This is a genomic window from Sphingobacterium spiritivorum ATCC 33861, assembly GCF_000143765.1.
Classification (GTDB): domain Bacteria; phylum Bacteroidota; class Bacteroidia; order Sphingobacteriales; family Sphingobacteriaceae; genus Sphingobacterium; species Sphingobacterium spiritivorum.
Genome location: NZ_GL379773.1, coordinates 92,502 through 109,248, shown reverse-complemented (window position 1 = coordinate 109,248; position 16,747 = coordinate 92,502). Strand labels below are relative to the sequence as shown.

Below are 16,747 nucleotides of genomic sequence, written 5' to 3'. Positions count from 1 at the left end.
GAAAAATGATGGAAAAAAACAATAAAAAATGATTCATAATGATATTAATAAATAATATTACCCTGATGAATTAATGATTTGACAGGCGATATCCGCGCTACAGCTTCTGCGGAGCAGCTTGCGTCTACCAGAATAGCATCTGCCTGATCGTTGATCTGAGGCCATTGTCTGCTGCCCTGATCATCGAGTGGAAGAATATTATGAGTTGCAATCTTTAAGCATCTTGATAACTCAAATTCTGTTGAGTATCCATATAACTGAGCCATTAGATTGGACTTCTGAAGAATACTGCCCGATCCGAATGTGTTCCAATGATCTATGATGCTGTCATTACCTGTACGTACATCTACACCATATTTGTAAAGTGTAGGGATAGGCATAATAATACCTCCAAACGGAACAGTAGATATAATGCCTACATGAGCATTTGCTAATTTTTCGGCAGTCTCCTGTAGTTTCTGATTCTCTAATTTAGCCAGCACAAAACAATGACTTAAGAATGTTTTATGCTGTAATGCCGGATTTTCCATAACCTTTTGAATAAGGTATTCTACCGTTTTGAGCCCGGACTCTCCTCCTTCATGAAGGTGTATATCTATACCTTTATTATTGTCCAAAGCCAGTTGTACAATAAAGTCAATACTTTTCTCGATACTTCCGTCAATAGAGAACGGGTCTAATCCACCGATAAAATCTATATCCATAGTAGCGACATCTTTCATTAATTGTTCCGAGTGCGAATAGAATATCCCATGTTGCGGAAAGGCAACCAATTCTGTACCGAAAGAATCTTTTTTGTTCTCAATAGCGACCTGTAGATTTTTTAAGGAATCAAGTTTGGACGCAGGCTCTATATTGACATGACTTCTTGCAAAATTCACACCATGAGACTGTAAGAGTTCGATCAGCTTTTCTGCACGATAAGTCGATGATGGCAAGAGTTGAGGCATCAGCTTCTGTTCAAAGACTATCATATCTTTGACTGATCTGTTTTTCTTAGATCTGGCTTTCCACGGTCCTCCGTAATAAGTTTTGTCCAGGTGAATATGCATATCCTTCATTGCAGGCAGCATTAATAATCCTTTTGCATCTATAGCTTCAGTATCAGGCTTGTTAGGAAGTATGGCTTTTATTTTTCCGTTTTCAAATTCCAAAGTAAACAAGTCTGTTTTGGTTCCAACTATTTCCTCATTTTCGTATTCAAAACCTGTTTCCAGTCTGACGTTTTTGAGAACTAATGCTGAATTTTTGTGTTTGCTGGTAGTTTCCATCTGAATAGCTTGTTTTGCAGGAGAAGCTTCTCCCATTAAGACGCTGCCACCTGCCAGCAGCAGAGACGAACTCTTTATAAAATCTTTTCTTGATATTGAATGCATAGGACGACTTGAGATGTGTTTAACAAAGTTAAGAACCTTCGAAGCCGAATTAATGAGAGATTTATTCCAGAACTTGTGAAAATTATAACTGCTCCCGAAATTGACGTGGAGAAACACCTGTCTGCCCTTTAAAGAAATTGGAAAAGTAGGCGATATCATTAAATCCCAGCTCAAATGTAATCTCTTTAATAGATTGCTGTGAACTGTGCAACAACCTTTTGGCTTCGAGAGTCGTACGTGTCTGTATAAGGTATAAGGCTGTTACCTTAAGATTGTTTTTGCACAGAATATTTAGGTAATTGGCCGAAATGTTTAGTTTATCTGCATAGAAGGTGACTGTTTTCTCTTCTTTGAAATGATAATCTATTAAAGAGTGGTATCGCAGCAGAATGGGGTTTGTCCGGTATAAGGAGATGTCATCAAATTTGCGTTCAATCTCCCGGTTTACCAGTTGGGTTATGAGTTTACTTCTGGAATATACAATATCCCAGTAAACAGGATGCAAGGCAAGTTCTCGCTTCAAACTCTCATATTCAAAAAGTATATCATGAAACAGAGGCTGGGAAAGCTGAAGGACCGGATGGCTCTGGTACAAGAGAAAAGAAAACTGCATGGATGTAGAGAATGTTTCAAACACACGCTTGCTGATCATCAATTGATATCCTGAAGTTTCTTCTCCGAGATCCCACTTGTGAATCTGATCCGGAAATAAAATATGAATCTGAAAATCCGATACAGGATAATCTACAAAATCTATGCTGTGTATGCCATTGCCTTTTTCGATTAAAAATAGGAGATAAAAATCATGTTTGTGTGCTTTCTCTATTTTATTCCTGCCGTGTGAGCCATGGTAAAGCAAGCTGTAATCTGATCTGGGATCAAATTGAAACTCTTTGAGTTCTAATGTTGCAAAGGTTTCTTTTGTTACCATATTTGGAAATTACAAAATATTCCGTTAAATCTGGTAAAAAAATGACCGGTGGAAAATAGGGAAACCGGCCATTTTTATGAGAGCTATTATTTATTTGGTTTAGCGTGAGTGGTCGGTGTGTGTATAATATCATAATACACGGTGCGATCACTGCTGTTTGGGTATAAGCGGTAAGTGAATTCTTTCGGTGTCAGTACTAAAATATCAACAACCCTTGTAAATAGCACGGCTTGTGTTTCGGGATTTTTGGCGACCAGGGTTCTGGTTTTACCATCTGCTGAAACAGACCAGTCTCCCTGAATCCGGAATACATCCTTCAGATCATAGATAATAAAAGTACCCTTAATGTCGTAATAAGCATAACCAACAGCTCCTGCAACATTAGCATCTGTCAGAGCTACATTTTCTCCTTTGTTGTTTTTTGCTCCTGTCGTTTCCCAGGCTGTACTTGCCAATATTTCGCTTGGTGTGAGTACTGGTGTGACTTCTTTGTCATCATCACTGCAGCTGAATAATAAAGTTGTACTTACAAGAGTCAGCACAATTAGTCCTAAGTTTTTTAAAGATCTCATAATCATTTATATTTAGTGTTCTGCAAAATTATCTCTCCCTTAACTCCCGTTATTGTGAAAAGCGAAGATAAACTTGTGAATTTTATTAGTAACAGTTGGAGATGGTTAGAAGAGATTCTTCCATAAATAAGCTGCAAAACCATTATAATAATATTCAGGCTATAAGTTTCAGATTTAATAGTTAATTTTAGCATTCAATTTATACAGGTAATGAACATCGAACAATTACGGGAATATTGTATTTGTAAAAAGGGAGCAACTGAAGAGCTGCCTTTTGGCCCGGATACCTTGGTTTTCAAAGTCGCAGGTAAAGTTTTTCTGCTGGTCGGACTGGATCAGATTGATAAGTTGTCGTTCAATGTCAAATGTGATCCCGAATACGCTGTAGAACTGCGTGAAAAGTACGAATCTACTGTTTTACCTGGTTACCATATGAACAAAAAACATTGGAATACGGTCTTTGCCAATCAAGTTCTTTCGGACAAAGAATTATTTGTACTGATAGATCATAGCTATGACCTCATAGTAAAAGCCCTTCCTCTGAAGATCAGAGAGACGCTCTCTTTATAAAAAAGAAGTCTGTCTGTTTAAAGCAAGCGGTTCGGATTTAAGAAAAGAGGTTACCGCTTATCATTTCAGCAATTATTTGGTTTTATAACCTGAATTTTCTTTGTCATAAATGTATTCATTATCTCATGAATTGGTGATTTCTGCTGACGCTTAGTTGTAGAAATATAATTATTTGTTATATAATTTTATTGAAATGCTGTGTTTTTGTATGTTTTATAATATGTTTGTGAAAATAATTTAAAGAAATGTTAAATAAAATTGTAATTATAAGTATAGCGGTAAGCATGTTCTTACTCAATAGCTGTATTAAAGATGAGCCATTAAATATGGAGGCGGACATAACTGCGGTGTATCTGGAGCAGGGTAGTTTGATCACGGAGCCTCTTATTACGAATAATTCGGTAACCATATATGTCAAACCAAAAGAAGCTGGAAGCCCTGATTATAAGTTGAAATTTGACCTCTCACCAGGAGCGACTATTACAACTGATGTGGGACAGAATACTGATAAAGTGGTAACATATAAAGTAACCTCTCAGGATAAGCGGTTTGAGAAAAAATACTTGGTTAGTATTATTGAGGTGACGGATGGTTTTGTGCCTTCTAAATTTGATTTTGAAAACTTCAGAACGGATGAAACCAATAAGTACCATGAATTCTTTGATATAGTAAATAACAATTCGTTTAATAACTGGTCATCGGGAAATCCAGGTTTTGCAATTTCTCTGTTTGGAGAAAAAAAACCGGAAATGTATCCTACAAGAGCCACCGATAAAAGCAGAAGTGGAAAGTCCGCAGCTCTTTTAGAAACTAAATCTACAGGACCTTTCGGGGCAATGTTCGGAAAACCAATAGCTGCAGGAAATCTTTTCATAGGAGTCTTTGATGTAACAATGGCGTTGGCTTCTCCACTAAAAGCTACTCGTTTCGGATTGCCATATAATAATGTCCCAAAGACGTTTGAAGGTTATTACAGATATACTCCCGGCAAACAGCTGATCAACAGTGCGTCCAAACCTGTGGAAGGTGAAGATGAGTGTACCATCTATGCAGTCTTTTACAATATAGATGATTTGATGAAGGAAACTCAAAAAAGCTATCTCAGTGGCGAGAATGTCTGGACAAGTAAAAGTGTAGTGGCAACAGCAAAGTTAGAAAGTGGAAAAGCTACTGCAGGTGAAGGTTTTACTAAGTTTAGTATTCCATTTAAGTATGTAAAGGATGTTAATATAGCTGATGTTAACAAACTCAAATACGGGATTGCAATAGTGATGTCTGCGAGTAAGGACGGAGATAACTTTCAGGGAGCAATAGGAAGTACTTTAATTGTTGATGATGTACAAATAATTACAAAATAATGAAACCGATATACCATATATTAACAATCTTGTTTGTTATTCTTTCAATAACAGCAAAGGCAGAAAATCATCTTCCTGCGGATAGTGTATCCGGCAAATTTGGGTTCTCTGTGGATTTGGGTACGAAGATCGGAGGTTCTGCACCCCTATCTTTGCCTGCTGAGATCCGTAAAATCAGAAGCTATGCTCCGGCTCTTCCATTTTTTGTGGGGGTAAAGACGTTATATAATATAGATCATAAATGGGGCATAAGTCTGGGGGTGACCTTTGAAGGCAAGGGCATGAATACGGAGGCAACAGTAAAAGGATATAAAACTACATTTAATGCCAACGAAGATCCGGAAGAAAATATCAAAGGATACTATACAGGTGATATTGAGACTAATGTAGAAAACCTGTACCTCTCTGTACCAGTACAGGCAACTTTCAGGCTATCACAAAAATGGGATTTTCAGGCAGGACCTTATTTCGCATTTGCAGTAAAAAAGAAATTCACCGGTACAGCGACTAATGGATATATGCGCAAGGATGATCCTACAGGAGATAAAATCAATGTGGACAAGGCAGATTATGATTTTAAGAGAAGTGTTCGTACGTTGGACGTAGGAATGAGCCTGGGCTCACACTATAATTTTTCCAGACGTTATTTTGCACTGGCACAATTTGACTACGGATTTAATAATATAATGAAAACAGGATTCGAAAGTATAAGTTTCGGTCTTCATAACATTTTCCTGAATGTTGGAGTAGGAATAAAATTGTAGAGTTTGTATAATGTTATAATTCCCATGCGTCTGCTAATTTTAAGAGTTGGCGCATGGGGATTTTTTTATTTCTTTTTCAACGTTTTGCCCTTCACGCTGTTTTTATGCAGAGCTTCATTTTTCAGGGCTTCTTTTACGCGATTCTCAAAAGCGGAAAGATCCTTAAGCGGAGGCTCTGTAGCCAAAGGAATTTCATTTGCAGTCTTGACTGTCGGTGTATATCCTCCGCTGGACATATAGAAATGCTTTGCATTACGCGGAGATACTCCTTGTTCGTAATCGACCCGCTGGCCTTCCTTACCATCCGTATTACTGAAACGAACTTTATTAAAATTGATCCATTTACCTGATTCATTTTCCTTGCCCCATGCATTGAAGTAATCTGCTTCACGGCGAAGCTGACCATTCGGATATCCATAATTTTCTAAAAAGGAATGAAAACCGTTAAAATATCTGTTTTCTTTTGGAGCACGCCAGGAGGCAATATAATTCCATTGCTGCTGAGAAGCAAGTTTATACCATGCAGATAAGATCACAGAATTGTTTTCCTGAGGCAGTACATTCATTAGGAAAGCTACAGTTTCCCCGGTTTTCCAGTTTGCAGATTTGACATAAGATTGCCCTCCTGTCCCTTCTCCACCAAATGAATTGACAGTAGTGGTCTCCGACCGGTCTACAAGAGATACATAATCATGTTGAGTAGTCGTTGCATCATGCTCTGCATCTTTGCTGTCCCATACTGAAAACAACACTCTTCTTTCTGTTTTGCTATTCGTCTGCATGCCGAGATAGCCTCTGTAGAAACCGATAGCCATATAGAAGGTATGAAGCGGGCTGCACCCTGTGGTACATTTACTTCTTCATAAAGCCAGTTGTATGACTTAGTCGTAGCCGCTGCTGAGCTAAAGTTGATATGAACGGAAGGTGTGGATTGATAGTCGGTATGATTGACATGTGCATTATCGGTTGTACTTTTGAAGATCAGGTTATGAATGACTATAGCATTTGAGGGCTCGGATTGAGGAGAAAGCTCATACTTATAGTAGCCGGTTTGATTTATCAGGATACTTCCTGCTGATGTCCGGGTTTGTCTGCCTTGCCCTTTAAAGACAATTTGTGTTTGAGACGGCGAGATTTGCAAAGGAGCGTAGCAAGGGCTCATTTTTAAATTAAACGTCAGATTTTTACCTTTTGCGGTGGTATTGTCGAAATCCAGGTAATAAGTACCTGCAGTCTGATAAAGATACCAGACAATACTGCGGTTTTTGTTTGTCCAGTTCGAAATACTACCCTTGTCTTCAGGGTAACCCACCGGAACAGATACTCCTACTTCCTTTTCATCAGGAGTGTAAGGAACCGCATAGGCTTTGTTTGCGGGAATGGTAAATGTTTTTTCCTGTGCATTTAATGTCTCGCAAAGGAATATGAACAGCAACAGTGGGCTGATCCTGAAAAATTTTAATATCATGTTTAGCGATTGGTTATGATGTCAGGATCAAAGTTATTTCTTTTACTGTATAATAATAAGATTATGAGCAGGTTGTGCAATCGATTGATTGCTGTAAAACAAAATAAAAAAGGAGGAAATCCTACATTTCCTCCTTCAAAAGTTACTTTTATCGGGCTGAGATTACATCTTTAAGCCAATTTCTCTTAACCGTTCATCTAAATACTCTCCGGCAGTATAATCCGGGTATGCTTTAGGATGTTTTTCATCAATACAGGATGAAAGACAAGCCAGACTCATGGAAGATTTAGGGTGTAAGAAAAACGGAATTGAAAATCTTGAAGTTCCCATTTTTTCCAAAGGAGGATTGACAACTCTGTGTGTTGTGGATTTTAGTTTGTTATTTGTCAATCTTTGCAACATATCCCCTACATTGATCACAATATCTTCTCCTTTAGCTTTAATCGGATACCATTCGCCATCTTTAGTCAATACTTCCAGACCATCTGCACTGGCTCCTATCAAAAGCGTGATTAGGTTGATATCTTCATGTGCTCCTGCACGTACAGCATCAGGGGCAAGTTCTTCGGGATGTAATATCGGAAAATAGTGAATCGCTCTCAAAATAGAATTTCCGTTGATAACATATTGCTCGAAATAATTTTCTTCCAGATCAAGATAAGTGGCGATCGCTTTCAATAACTGACGTCCTGTATCTTCCAGTTTTTTATATACTTCTGCAGTGATCGTATTGAAACGAGGTAACTCTTTGACTTCAGGATTATCCGGAAAGTCTGTTTTTGAGTATTCTTCTCCTACAATCGTTTGGCCTCTTTGCCAGAATTCTTTCAGATCCGGAGTTTTAGAGTCTTTAGCCTTTTCGCGGCCTTTTGTAGTGTAGCCACGTTGTCCTGCCAATTCAGGAAACTCATATTGATATTTGGTGTCATCCGGAAGAGCAAAAAATGCAGGAACCACCTGATACAATTCATCAATCAACTCTTTGGAAAGACCATGATTGGCGATCGTCACAAATCCGGTTTCATTAAAAGCCTTACCAATATCCTGAATGAATTGTTCGCGTTGTTCTTTAGAACCTGAAGTGTAATTCAGTAAATCTAATCTGGGTATGTTAACTAATGCCATACTATTTCTGTTTTTGTACGAACAAAGGTAATTGAATTAATTTTGAATTTTCTAACACCCGTGTGAATAAGTGCAGGCGTTTTGATCTTAACTTATTGATTTGTAAAACAAAAAAGTTTTCCACATTTTTAATATGCCGGCTTATTCTCCGGCATTCTTCTGTGTATGGGTTTGAATGTCTTCCTGAGGCAGTTCTTCTAATTCTTTAAGATAATAGTGCAGATCCACCAGCATATCCTGATGTGGTTTTGCGAATTTTTTAAAACTATAAAAATGTATGAAATAGAAAATCAGTCCAAGAATGAAGAATCTTAAAATTACATCACCCGAAAACAGAGATGGTAAATCAAAGGACTGTATGTTTTTTAAGGATACAGCTATTGCTAATATTACAAGAATACTTCCTCGTGCTGTTTTGTTGAATTTCAGGTATTTTCGAATCAATTCCTGTATTTGAATAAACCGATCCGATAACGGAAGATCGGTTTCAAAGCTTTCATGAATTTTTTTACGCAGTTTATAGGCGATATAGGTCATTCCGGCTTCTACCAATGATCCCAGAATAAAATACCAGCCCCAGAACGTGTTGTCATAATTATACAACAGAATGCCGGTGGCTACAAGAATGAACAGCGACCGGTAGCGGATATTTTTCTTCAGGTTTTCATCTATTGTATCGAGCAGATTAGTCGGTTTCTGTGTTGTTAATTTTTCAATTGCTTCTTGCGGAAGAAACAATAGGGCAGATGAAGTAGTTGGACTATTCTGTCTGTTGTTATATTTAAGATCTTCTAATTTCATAATGATAGCTGTTTTTTACTGAGGTCCTTTAATTTTTCTTTGATCCGGGATATTTTTACAGCCACATGATTGGCCGTCATACCCATTGTATCTCCGATTTCTTTATAACTGTAGTCTTCCAGATAAAGGGCAACGAGTGCCTTCTCGATTTTTGAAAGCTGACCAATCGCCCGATACATAGCCAGAATCTCTTCATTCTCCTGATAGATAATGTCGCAATAGCTTTCCTGTGTAAACTGTAGCTCTGCATCCATATGTTTACGATCCCGTTTTATGTAGGTGATTGCCGTGTTCAGCCCTACACGATATAGCCAGGTCTGAAATCTGGAATCACCTCTGAAGCTTTTGAAAGACTTCCAGCTTTGCAGTATTATTTCCTGAAACAGGTCTTCTCTGTCCGTTCTGTTGTCCACATACATGCAGCATATACGATGGATAATGGCCTGATTGGAAGTTATTAATCCGATAAATTCTTTTTCGATGTCCATGTTATAGTTGGATGCCTTCTTTAAATTACTTTATCTGTTAGTCTTGAAAAAGGTAAAAACATTACAATTGATAGTAAAAATGAATAAAATCTGTCCTGTGCTTGTTTAATCTATTTTTGAAGTATCAGAATCAGACAAAGATTTATCGAAAAATTAACAGATGTGATTTGGAATGTCCAAATAAATAAATTAAATTTGTTATGCTTGCATAGTAAAATAGCTAAAAATAAATTATGAGTCAGGATAATACAATTGATTACTTCATGAAAACCGGTTGGCAGACTGTGGCCAATAAATACAATACGATCGCATCGCAGTACGGTTTTACGCAGGCTGCCGGGTATATCTTGATAAATATACACAAAGAAGGCACTCCTGTTTCACAAATTGCAAATTTGACAGGTGTAAAAACAACGAGCTTGTCCAGAGTGTTAAATAATCTGGAGACCTTAGGTTTTATTTACAGAGAAGCGAGTGACGTGGATAAGCGGTCTGTCAAGGTCTATCTGACAGAGTTGGGTAAAGAGAAGCGAAAAATTGCTAAGGATGTGGTGCGTAGCTTTAATCAATACCTGGAAGCAAATATCAGTGCCAGAGAACGTGCTCAACTGATTAAGACACTCATCAAAATAAATGAACTGGCAAAAGACTATCAGGAAGAAGTACAATCAAACGCTGCGGATAATATTGCCGCAACATAAAATATAAAAGGATGAATAACAGAAGTATTAAAAAAGTAGCCGTTTTAGGTTCTGGAGTGATGGGGTCAAGAATCGCCTGTCATTTTGCCAATATCGGACTGGAAGTTTTGCTTTTGGATATTGCGCCAAAGGAATTGCTGCCGGCAGAAGAGGCGAAAGGCCTTACTCTGGACAGCAAACCGGTACGCAACCGCATCGTCAACCTCTCGTTGGAGACTGCAATTAAATCCAATCCGTCACCTATTTACAGTAAGTCATTTGTCAAAAGGATAAAGACCGGAAATTTTGACGATGACATGAAGGAAATCGCACATGCAGACTGGGTGATTGAAGTCGTTGTTGAACGTCTGGATATCAAAAAATCCGTATTTGAAAAAGTAGAGCAATTCCGTAAAGAGGGAACGTTAATCACTTCCAATACATCCGGTATTCCTATTCATTTGATGACGGAAGGAAGAAGTGAAGATTTTAAAGATCATTTCTGCGGAACACACTTTTTCAATCCGCCACGTTATCTGCAATTATTAGAAATTATTCCTACGCCTCATACCAAAAAAGAGGTCGTAAACTTCCTGATGGAATATGGTGATAAATTTTTGGGTAAAACTGTGGTTTTATGTAAAGATACACCCGCTTTTATCGGTAATAGAATAGGTGTGTATTCCATGTTGGCACTGACCCATCTGGTCGAACCTTTAGGCCTTACAGTCGAGGAAGTTGATAAATATACAGGTCCTGCAATGGGTCACCCCAAATCAGCCACTTTCCGCACAGCAGATGTGGTAGGACTGGATACATTGGTAAATGTTGCCAATGGTTTGGCGCAGAATGCGCCGGAAGACGAAGCTAAAGGAGTCTTTCAATTGCCGGGTTTCATCACTAAAATGGTTGAAAACAAATGGCTTGGAGAGAAAACCAAAAAGGGTTTTTATGAAAAAGTAAAAGATGCCAAAGGTAATTCCGAAATACTTTCCTTAAACCTCAAAACACTGGAATTCGGATCTCAGCAAAAAGTGAAATCGCAGACACTGGAGGCGACGAAGCAGGTAGAAGATATCCGCAAACGCATGAAAGTCTATGAACAGGGTAAAGATAAAGCAGCGGAGTTGTTCAGGGCGATGCACTATCCATTGTTTGAATATGTGTCTAACAGAGTTCCGGAGATTACAGATGACTTTTTCCGTATAGACGATGCCATGCGTGCCGGCTTTGGCTGGGAAATAGGTCCTTTTGAAGTATGGGATGCATTAGGCGTAAGAGAGACGATTGATAAAATCAAAGCGGAAGAAAAACGTCTTCCGGGACAGACCGGTGAGGTTGCAGCCTGGGTTCATGATATGCTGGATGCCGGACATGAATCTTTCTATAAAGTTGAAAATGGTGTAAGACATTATTATGATATTGCATCCAAATCTTATAAAGCAATCCCGGGTGCAGAAGATCTGATTGTACTGGATCATATCCGCGAAACAAAAACAATCTGGAAAAATTCAGGAGTTTCGATTATAGATCTTGGTGATGGTATCATCAATTGTGAATTCCATACGAAGATGAATACCATTGGTGGCGATGTTATTCAGGGACTCAATAAAGCCATTGATCTGGCCGAAAAAGAGTATCGTGGATTAGTGATTTCCAATGATGGAAAGAACTTTTCAGCAGGTGCCAATATCGGGATGATCTTTATGATGGCTGTTGAACAGGATTATGAAGAGCTGAATATGGCTGTGCGTGCTTTTCAGAATACTTCTATGCGTATCCGTTATTCTTCGATTCCGGTCGTGGCAGCTCCATTCCAGCTTACTCTTGGTGGCGGCTGTGAATTTTCTATGCATGCAGATTTCGTTCAACTACATGCCGAAACGTATATGGGACTGGTTGAATTTGGAGTCGGTGTGATTCCGGGAGGAGGAGGTTCCAAAGAATTTGCATTGCGGGCTTCTGATGAATATAGAGATGATCAGATCGTTCAGAATACATTGAAAGATCGTTTCCTTACAGTCGGTCAGGCAAAAGTTTCAACTTCTGCCGTCGAAGCATTTGAGCTGGGATATCTTCAGGAAGGCAAATATGCCATTACGATGAACCGGGCACGTCTGCTGGCAGATGCAAAAGAGAAAGCATTGGAACTGGCCGATGCCGGATATGTACAACCTGCTCCGCGTAATGATATTAAAGTTCTTGGTAAACAGGGGTTAGGTATAGTATATGTTGGTGCAAGCTCCATGCGTGCCGGTAATTATATTTCAGATCATGATAAGAAAATTTCAGAAAAATTAGGCTGGGTGATGTGTGGCGGAGATCTGTCTGCACCGACGGAGGTGTCAGAGCAATATCTCCTTGATCTGGAAAGAAAAGCATTTTTGGAATTGTGTGCTGAGCGAAAGACACTGGAACGAATTCAGTTTATGCTGACCAAAGGCAAGGCATTACGAAATTAGTATTCTCAAAAAAGGTATTGATGAAATACAAAAATCTGTTATAAACATCAATGCTTTATAAAGAAAAAAATAATTAAAATAAAAGGATTGGTGAGGATAGGTGTCGCAGTAGGCGATACCAATAACTCATTACTAACTACTATAAGAATATGGAAGCTTACATTGTAGCAGGATATCGTACCGCAGTCGGGAAGGCTCCGAGAGGAGGATTTCGATTTACACGGGCAGATGATTTAGCGGCAGATGTTATCAAGCATTTGGTAGCCTCAGTGCCCAATCTCAATAAAGAAGAAATAGACGATGTAATCGTCGGTAATGCAATGCCTGAAGCGGAGCAGGGACTGAATGTAGCCCGCCTGATCTCGTTAATGGGTTTGCAGACAGATAAAGTTCCGGGTGTCACCGTTAACCGTTACTGTGCATCAGGATTAGAAACTATTGCAACAGCTGTGGCAAAGATCAAATCCGGAATGGCAGATTGTATTATTGCCGGAGGAGTGGAAGTGATGTCGGGTATGCCGTTCGGAGGCTGGAAAATTGTGCCGAATCCGGAAGTTGCAAAAGAAAATCCGGACTGGTATTGGGGGATGGGGCTTACGGCAGAAGCTGTTGCTAAAGAATATAATGTGAATCGTGAAGATCAGGATAAATTTTCTTTACGATCGCACCAGCGCGCCGTCGAAGCAATCAAAAACGGCCATCTGAAAGATGGTGTTGTTCCTGTTACTGTTAAAGAAAACTACCTGAAAGATGGTAAGATTGCCACACGCGAATATGTCGTAGATACGGATGAAGGTCCTCGTGCAGATTCTACACTGGAAGTATTATCCAAATTAAAACCTGTATTCGCTGCAGACGGCTGCGTGACAGCGGGGAATTCTTCACAGACATCTGACGGCGCAGCTTTCGTACTGGTTGTTTCGGAGAAAAAGATGAAGGAATTAAATCTGCAACCTATCGCACGTTTAGTGAGTTATGCTGTTGCTGGAGTGCCTCCCCGTATTATGGGGATAGGTCCGATTTACGCCATTCCAAAAGCTTTGGAGCAGGCAGGATTAAATCTGCAGGATATTGATCTGATTGAACTGAATGAAGCATTTGCTTCACAATCTCTGGCGATCATACGTGAATTGGGACTGGATGAAGAAAAGGTCAATGTAAATGGAGGAGCTATTGCATTAGGACATCCGCTTGGTTGTACCGGAGCAAAGCTAACCGTGCAGGTACTGAATGAACTGAAGCGTCGCAACAAAAAATATGGTATGGTTACCATGTGTGTGGGTACAGGACAGGGAGCAGCAGGAATATTTGAGTTATTATAGTATAAAATAAGAATTATAAAAGTTGTAGGATGTATGTCCGGACGGAGGAAACGATCGCAATATACACTACTAAAATCTGAATATTATGAGCAAAGCAATCAAAGGCGGTGAATTTGTGATTAGAGAAACACCGTATACAGATATTTTTATTCCGGAGGAATTCGATGAAGAAGCAAGGATGATTCGTCAGACTTGTCTGGACTTTCTGGATACTGAAGTTCTCAATAAACTGGAACGTATAGATGCACAGGAAGAAGGCCTAATGCCAAGTCTGATGGATAAGGCCGGCGAACTGGGATTATTAGGCGTGTCGATACCCGAAGAATATGGTGGTTTTGGTAAGAATTTTAATACGTCAATGTTAGTTGCAGATGCCGTCGGTTCGGGTTATTCATTTGCTGTAGCTTTGTCTGCCCATACCGGAATTGGTACTCTACCGATTCTTTACTATGGAAATGCAGAGCAGAAAGCAAAGTATATTCCTAAACTGGCTTCCGGAGAATGGAAGGCTTCATACTGTCTGACAGAGCCTAACTCCGGGTCGGATGCGAACTCAGGTCGTACATCGGCTAAACTGAATGCAGAAGGCACTCATTATATTATCAATGGTCAGAAGATGTGGATCACCAATGGTGGTTTTGCAGATATCTTTATCGTATTTGCTAAGATTGATGATGATAAAAATCTGACTGCATTTATTGTGGAGAAAGATTTTGGTGGTATCACCATGAATCCTGAAGAGCATAAGTTAGGTATCAAAGGGTCGTCTACGCGTCAGATCTTTTTTAATGATTGTGCCGTTCCTGTAGAGAATATGCTTTCAGATCGCGAAAACGGGTTTAAAATTGCAGTTAATATCCTGAATATCGGACGTATCAAACTAGGTGCAGCGACTATCGGATCGTCAAGAGGTGTATTGACACAAGCCATAAAATATGCAAACGAACGTGTGCAGTTTAACCTGCCTATTTCTAAGTTTGGAGCTATCCGCTATAAAATTGCAGAAGCCGCCATTCGTTTGTTTGCTGTAGAATCAGCTACATACCGTGCCGGACAAAATATTGATGATGCCTATGATGCTTTGGTTGCAGGAGGAATGGATGAGGCAAAAGCCAAACTAAAATCTGTGGAACAGTTTGCTATCGAATGTGCTATTATCAAAGTCTGGGGATCAGAGATGCTGGATTATGTTGTAGATGAGGGCGTACAGATATACGGAGGTATGGGCTATTCGGCAGATGCACCAATGGAAAGAGCATACCGTGACTCTCGTATCAATCGTATTTTTGAAGGAACAAATGAGGTAAACCGTCTTTTGGTGGTAGATATGCTATTGAAACGTGCGATGAAAGGGGAATTGGATCTGATGGGACCTGCGACAGCTGTCGCGGGTGAACTGATGTCTATTCCTGATTTCGGAGATGAAGATGAAACACCATTTGCAGCAGAGAAAAAAATATTGGCTAATCTCAAAAAAGCAGGGTTGCTGATTGCAGGTGCAGCTGTTCAGAAATTGATGATGTCCCTGTCCAAAGAACAGGAAATCCTCATGAATATTGCAGACATAATCGGTTACGTATATGTATCCGAATCTGTCCTGTTACGTGCCGAGAAGATCTTCCATACACAGGGAGCAGATGCAGCAGCTTATGCTACCGATATTGCTAAAGTATATCTGTATACAGCGATTGATAAAATAAATGCTGCAGGTAAAGAGGCACTTTATTCTTTTGGAGAAGGAGATGAATTAAAAATGATGCTGGTAGGTCTGCGCAGATTTACAAAGGCAGAACCATTTAATGTTAAAGATGCCCGTCAGCGTATTGCCAAAAAGCTGATTGAGGAGAATAAATATTGTTTTTAATCTTTTATTGTTTTAGGTTGTTAAGCCAGCGTGTTTATGCACGCTGGCTTTTTTTATGATGTAATTTCCATTATTGACTTTACATTACCATCGGTAACCTAAGGCAAATTCCAGACATTCCGCGGTATTTCTCTGAATTCCCGATGTGCCTTTCAGATAAGCAAAATTAAACTTAAACTTTTTAATATTCAGATTCATTCCTGTTGTTATATTTTGATTGCTGTGGTAGAGCGCAAACAGTTGAAAGTTTGGGTTGAATGCAACAGCTCCACCCAGATCCAGGACATCATTATCATTTAATAATTTCCGGTAAGATACCTGAGGAGAAAACCGAAGACGGCTTGCTGTTTCTATTGTATAGCTGACACTGCTGAAGAGCCTGCTTTTATTGACCAGAAAATAAGTGGTCTTCTTCGCCAGAATATTATTGACAGAGAGCTGTATATCAACATCCGAAACGCTGTATGCAACACCCAGATCAAGATCCAATTTATTGGTTCTTCTGTTGAAATCCAGTAATGTCGGATCATTGGTCTCTCCCTCAATCTTTTTGAGATCGATATTTTCACTTGTATAACTTAGTGAAGTCCCCAGACTCAGCATATGCCCCGGATTATCAAACAGTAAATGGTGGGCATAGGAAGCCTGTAAACTGGTGTGTTTGAACGATCCTGAATTTATATTATGTATTCCTGCACCAAAACCATTTGTATTATGGTTCAGGTTTAAATTTAGTAATTGCTCATTCTGGTTTGCATGGTTGTTCGCCACATTATTACGGATGCCAAGCAGCAGCGAGTTTTCAGCAGAAATGCCATACTTTGCCGAATTTTGGAGGTATTTGTCTGTAAAAAATCCCGAGGCTAAAGGTACTTGTTGTGCAAATCCTAAAGATGAAAATAACAGTATGATAAAGGTTAAATAACAGGAAATAATATACCTGTTGATTTGATATGAGTTCATAAT

The 16,747-nt window shown here is 39.2% G+C and carries 15 protein-coding genes and 1 pseudogene; 7 read left to right on the top strand and 9 right to left on the bottom strand.

Annotated elements, in window-relative coordinates; all coding sequences use genetic code 11:
• Nucleotides 1-44: 44 nt before the first annotated feature.
• The 3 genes from HMPREF0766_RS16735 to HMPREF0766_RS16725 form a co-directional block, all read right to left on the bottom strand.
• Nucleotides 45-1,376, bottom strand: a complete 1,332-nt coding sequence (locus HMPREF0766_RS16735) for an amidohydrolase (protein ID WP_002999762.1) — start codon at nt 1,374-1,376, stop codon at nt 45-47.
• Nucleotides 1,377-1,458: 82 nt separating this feature from the next.
• The gene (locus tag HMPREF0766_RS16730; RefSeq protein WP_002999760.1) at nt 1,459-2,307 is read right to left on the bottom strand and encodes an AraC family transcriptional regulator; all 849 of its coding nucleotides are present in this window, start codon (nt 2,305-2,307) and stop codon (nt 1,459-1,461) included.
• A gap of 86 nt (nt 2,308-2,393) precedes the next feature.
• On the bottom strand, nt 2,394-2,879 hold the full coding sequence (locus HMPREF0766_RS16725) for a DUF4822 domain-containing protein (protein WP_037460705.1): 486 nt from the start codon (nt 2,877-2,879) through the stop codon (nt 2,394-2,396).
• A 210-nt stretch (nt 2,880-3,089) separates the two neighbouring features.
• Between HMPREF0766_RS16725 and HMPREF0766_RS16715 the strand changes: the two genes are divergently transcribed.
• The 3 genes from HMPREF0766_RS16715 to HMPREF0766_RS16705 all read left to right on the top strand — a co-directional run bounded on the left by HMPREF0766_RS16715 (nt 3,090) and on the right by HMPREF0766_RS16705 (nt 5,571).
• Nucleotides 3,090-3,449 carry an MmcQ/YjbR family DNA-binding protein gene (locus tag HMPREF0766_RS16715; protein ID WP_002999755.1) on the top strand — a complete coding sequence of 120 codons (360 nt, stop codon included), beginning with the start codon at nt 3,090-3,092 and terminating at the stop codon, nt 3,447-3,449.
• 245 nt (nt 3,450-3,694) lie between these two features.
• Complete coding sequence (locus tag HMPREF0766_RS16710; RefSeq protein ID WP_002999753.1) at nt 3,695-4,807, top strand: PCMD domain-containing protein; 1,113 nt, start codon at nt 3,695-3,697, stop codon at nt 4,805-4,807.
• A complete protein-coding gene (locus HMPREF0766_RS16705; RefSeq protein ID WP_002999752.1) occupies nt 4,807-5,571 on the top strand; it encodes a porin family protein in 765 nt (254 codons plus the stop codon). The genes HMPREF0766_RS16710 and HMPREF0766_RS16705 overlap by 1 nt, the downstream gene beginning before the upstream one ends.
• A 65-nt stretch (nt 5,572-5,636) precedes the next feature.
• On the opposite strand, the gene HMPREF0766_RS22485 is transcribed toward HMPREF0766_RS16705, so the two are convergent.
• The 5 genes and pseudogenes from HMPREF0766_RS22485 to HMPREF0766_RS16680 form a co-directional block, all read right to left on the bottom strand.
• Complete coding sequence (locus HMPREF0766_RS22485; protein ID WP_380948237.1) at nt 5,637-6,386, bottom strand: DUF3472 domain-containing protein; 750 nt, start codon at nt 6,384-6,386, stop codon at nt 5,637-5,639.
• 212 nt (nt 6,387-6,598) lie between these two features.
• Nucleotides 6,599-7,039: pseudogene (locus tag HMPREF0766_RS22745) on the bottom strand (DUF3472 domain-containing protein); the annotation flags it as partial.
• Between the two features lie 162 nt (nt 7,040-7,201).
• Nucleotides 7,202-8,164: an isopenicillin N synthase family dioxygenase gene (locus HMPREF0766_RS16690; RefSeq protein ID WP_002999747.1), complete on the bottom strand. Its 963-nt coding sequence runs from the start codon at nt 8,162-8,164 to the stop codon at nt 7,202-7,204.
• 141 nt (nt 8,165-8,305) lie between these two features.
• The gene (locus HMPREF0766_RS16685) at nt 8,306-8,965 is read right to left on the bottom strand and encodes a hypothetical protein (protein WP_002999746.1); all 660 of its coding nucleotides are present in this window, start codon (nt 8,963-8,965) and stop codon (nt 8,306-8,308) included.
• Entirely contained in the window at nt 8,962-9,453 is a 492-nt protein-coding gene (locus tag HMPREF0766_RS16680) for an RNA polymerase sigma factor (protein ID WP_002999745.1), read from the bottom strand. Before HMPREF0766_RS16680 ends, HMPREF0766_RS16685 begins: the two co-directional genes overlap by 4 nt.
• A 233-nt stretch (nt 9,454-9,686) precedes the next feature.
• Here HMPREF0766_RS16680 and HMPREF0766_RS16675 point away from each other — a divergent pair, with 233 nt between their 5' ends.
• The 4 genes from HMPREF0766_RS16675 to HMPREF0766_RS16660 all read left to right on the top strand — a co-directional run bounded on the left by HMPREF0766_RS16675 (nt 9,687) and on the right by HMPREF0766_RS16660 (nt 15,781).
• Nucleotides 9,687-10,154, top strand: a complete 468-nt coding sequence (locus tag HMPREF0766_RS16675) for a MarR family winged helix-turn-helix transcriptional regulator (RefSeq protein WP_002999744.1) — start codon at nt 9,687-9,689, stop codon at nt 10,152-10,154.
• An 11-nt stretch (nt 10,155-10,165) separates the two neighbouring features.
• The gene (locus HMPREF0766_RS16670) at nt 10,166-12,595 is read left to right on the top strand and encodes a 3-hydroxyacyl-CoA dehydrogenase/enoyl-CoA hydratase family protein (protein WP_002999743.1); all 2,430 of its coding nucleotides are present in this window, start codon (nt 10,166-10,168) and stop codon (nt 12,593-12,595) included.
• Between the two features lie 149 nt (nt 12,596-12,744).
• The gene (locus HMPREF0766_RS16665) at nt 12,745-13,917 is read left to right on the top strand and encodes an acetyl-CoA C-acyltransferase (protein WP_002999742.1); all 1,173 of its coding nucleotides are present in this window, start codon (nt 12,745-12,747) and stop codon (nt 13,915-13,917) included.
• An 85-nt stretch (nt 13,918-14,002) separates the two neighbouring features.
• Entirely contained in the window at nt 14,003-15,781 is a 1,779-nt protein-coding gene (locus HMPREF0766_RS16660; protein ID WP_002999741.1) for an acyl-CoA dehydrogenase family protein, read from the top strand.
• 84 nt (nt 15,782-15,865) lie between these two features.
• On the opposite strand, the gene HMPREF0766_RS16655 is transcribed toward HMPREF0766_RS16660, so the two are convergent.
• Nucleotides 15,866-16,744 (bottom strand): PorP/SprF family type IX secretion system membrane protein, encoded by an 879-nt coding sequence (locus HMPREF0766_RS16655; protein ID WP_002999740.1) that lies wholly within the window; start codon nt 16,742-16,744, stop codon nt 15,866-15,868.
• Nucleotides 16,745-16,747: the final 3 nt, after the last annotated feature.

What these genes read in the sequence shown, in the direction of transcription:
- HMPREF0766_RS16735 (WP_002999762.1), bottom strand. Translation starts at nt 1,376, where the DNA reads ATGCATTCAATATCAAGAAAAGATTTTATAAAGAGTTCGTCTCTGCTG.
- HMPREF0766_RS16730 (WP_002999760.1), bottom strand. Translation starts at nt 2,307, where the DNA reads ATGGTAACAAAAGAAACCTTTGCAACATTAGAACTCAAAGAGTTTCAA.
- HMPREF0766_RS16725 (WP_037460705.1), bottom strand. Translation starts at nt 2,879, where the DNA reads ATGAGATCTTTAAAAAACTTAGGACTAATTGTGCTGACTCTTGTAAGT.
- HMPREF0766_RS16715 (WP_002999755.1), top strand. Translation starts at nt 3,090, where the DNA reads ATGAACATCGAACAATTACGGGAATATTGTATTTGTAAAAAGGGAGCA.
- HMPREF0766_RS16710 (WP_002999753.1), top strand. Translation starts at nt 3,695, where the DNA reads ATGTTAAATAAAATTGTAATTATAAGTATAGCGGTAAGCATGTTCTTA.
- HMPREF0766_RS16705 (WP_002999752.1), top strand. Translation starts at nt 4,807, where the DNA reads ATGAAACCGATATACCATATATTAACAATCTTGTTTGTTATTCTTTCA.
- HMPREF0766_RS22485 (WP_380948237.1), bottom strand. Translation starts at nt 6,386, where the DNA reads ATGGCTATCGGTTTCTACAGAGGCTATCTCGGCATGCAGACGAATAGC.
- HMPREF0766_RS16690 (WP_002999747.1), bottom strand. Translation starts at nt 8,164, where the DNA reads ATGGCATTAGTTAACATACCCAGATTAGATTTACTGAATTACACTTCA.
- HMPREF0766_RS16685 (WP_002999746.1), bottom strand. Translation starts at nt 8,965, where the DNA reads ATGAAATTAGAAGATCTTAAATATAACAACAGACAGAATAGTCCAACT.
- HMPREF0766_RS16680 (WP_002999745.1), bottom strand. Translation starts at nt 9,453, where the DNA reads ATGGACATCGAAAAAGAATTTATCGGATTAATAACTTCCAATCAGGCC.
- HMPREF0766_RS16675 (WP_002999744.1), top strand. Translation starts at nt 9,687, where the DNA reads ATGAGTCAGGATAATACAATTGATTACTTCATGAAAACCGGTTGGCAG.
- HMPREF0766_RS16670 (WP_002999743.1), top strand. Translation starts at nt 10,166, where the DNA reads ATGAATAACAGAAGTATTAAAAAAGTAGCCGTTTTAGGTTCTGGAGTG.
- HMPREF0766_RS16665 (WP_002999742.1), top strand. Translation starts at nt 12,745, where the DNA reads ATGGAAGCTTACATTGTAGCAGGATATCGTACCGCAGTCGGGAAGGCT.
- HMPREF0766_RS16660 (WP_002999741.1), top strand. Translation starts at nt 14,003, where the DNA reads ATGAGCAAAGCAATCAAAGGCGGTGAATTTGTGATTAGAGAAACACCG.
- HMPREF0766_RS16655 (WP_002999740.1), bottom strand. Translation starts at nt 16,744, where the DNA reads ATGAACTCATATCAAATCAACAGGTATATTATTTCCTGTTATTTAACC.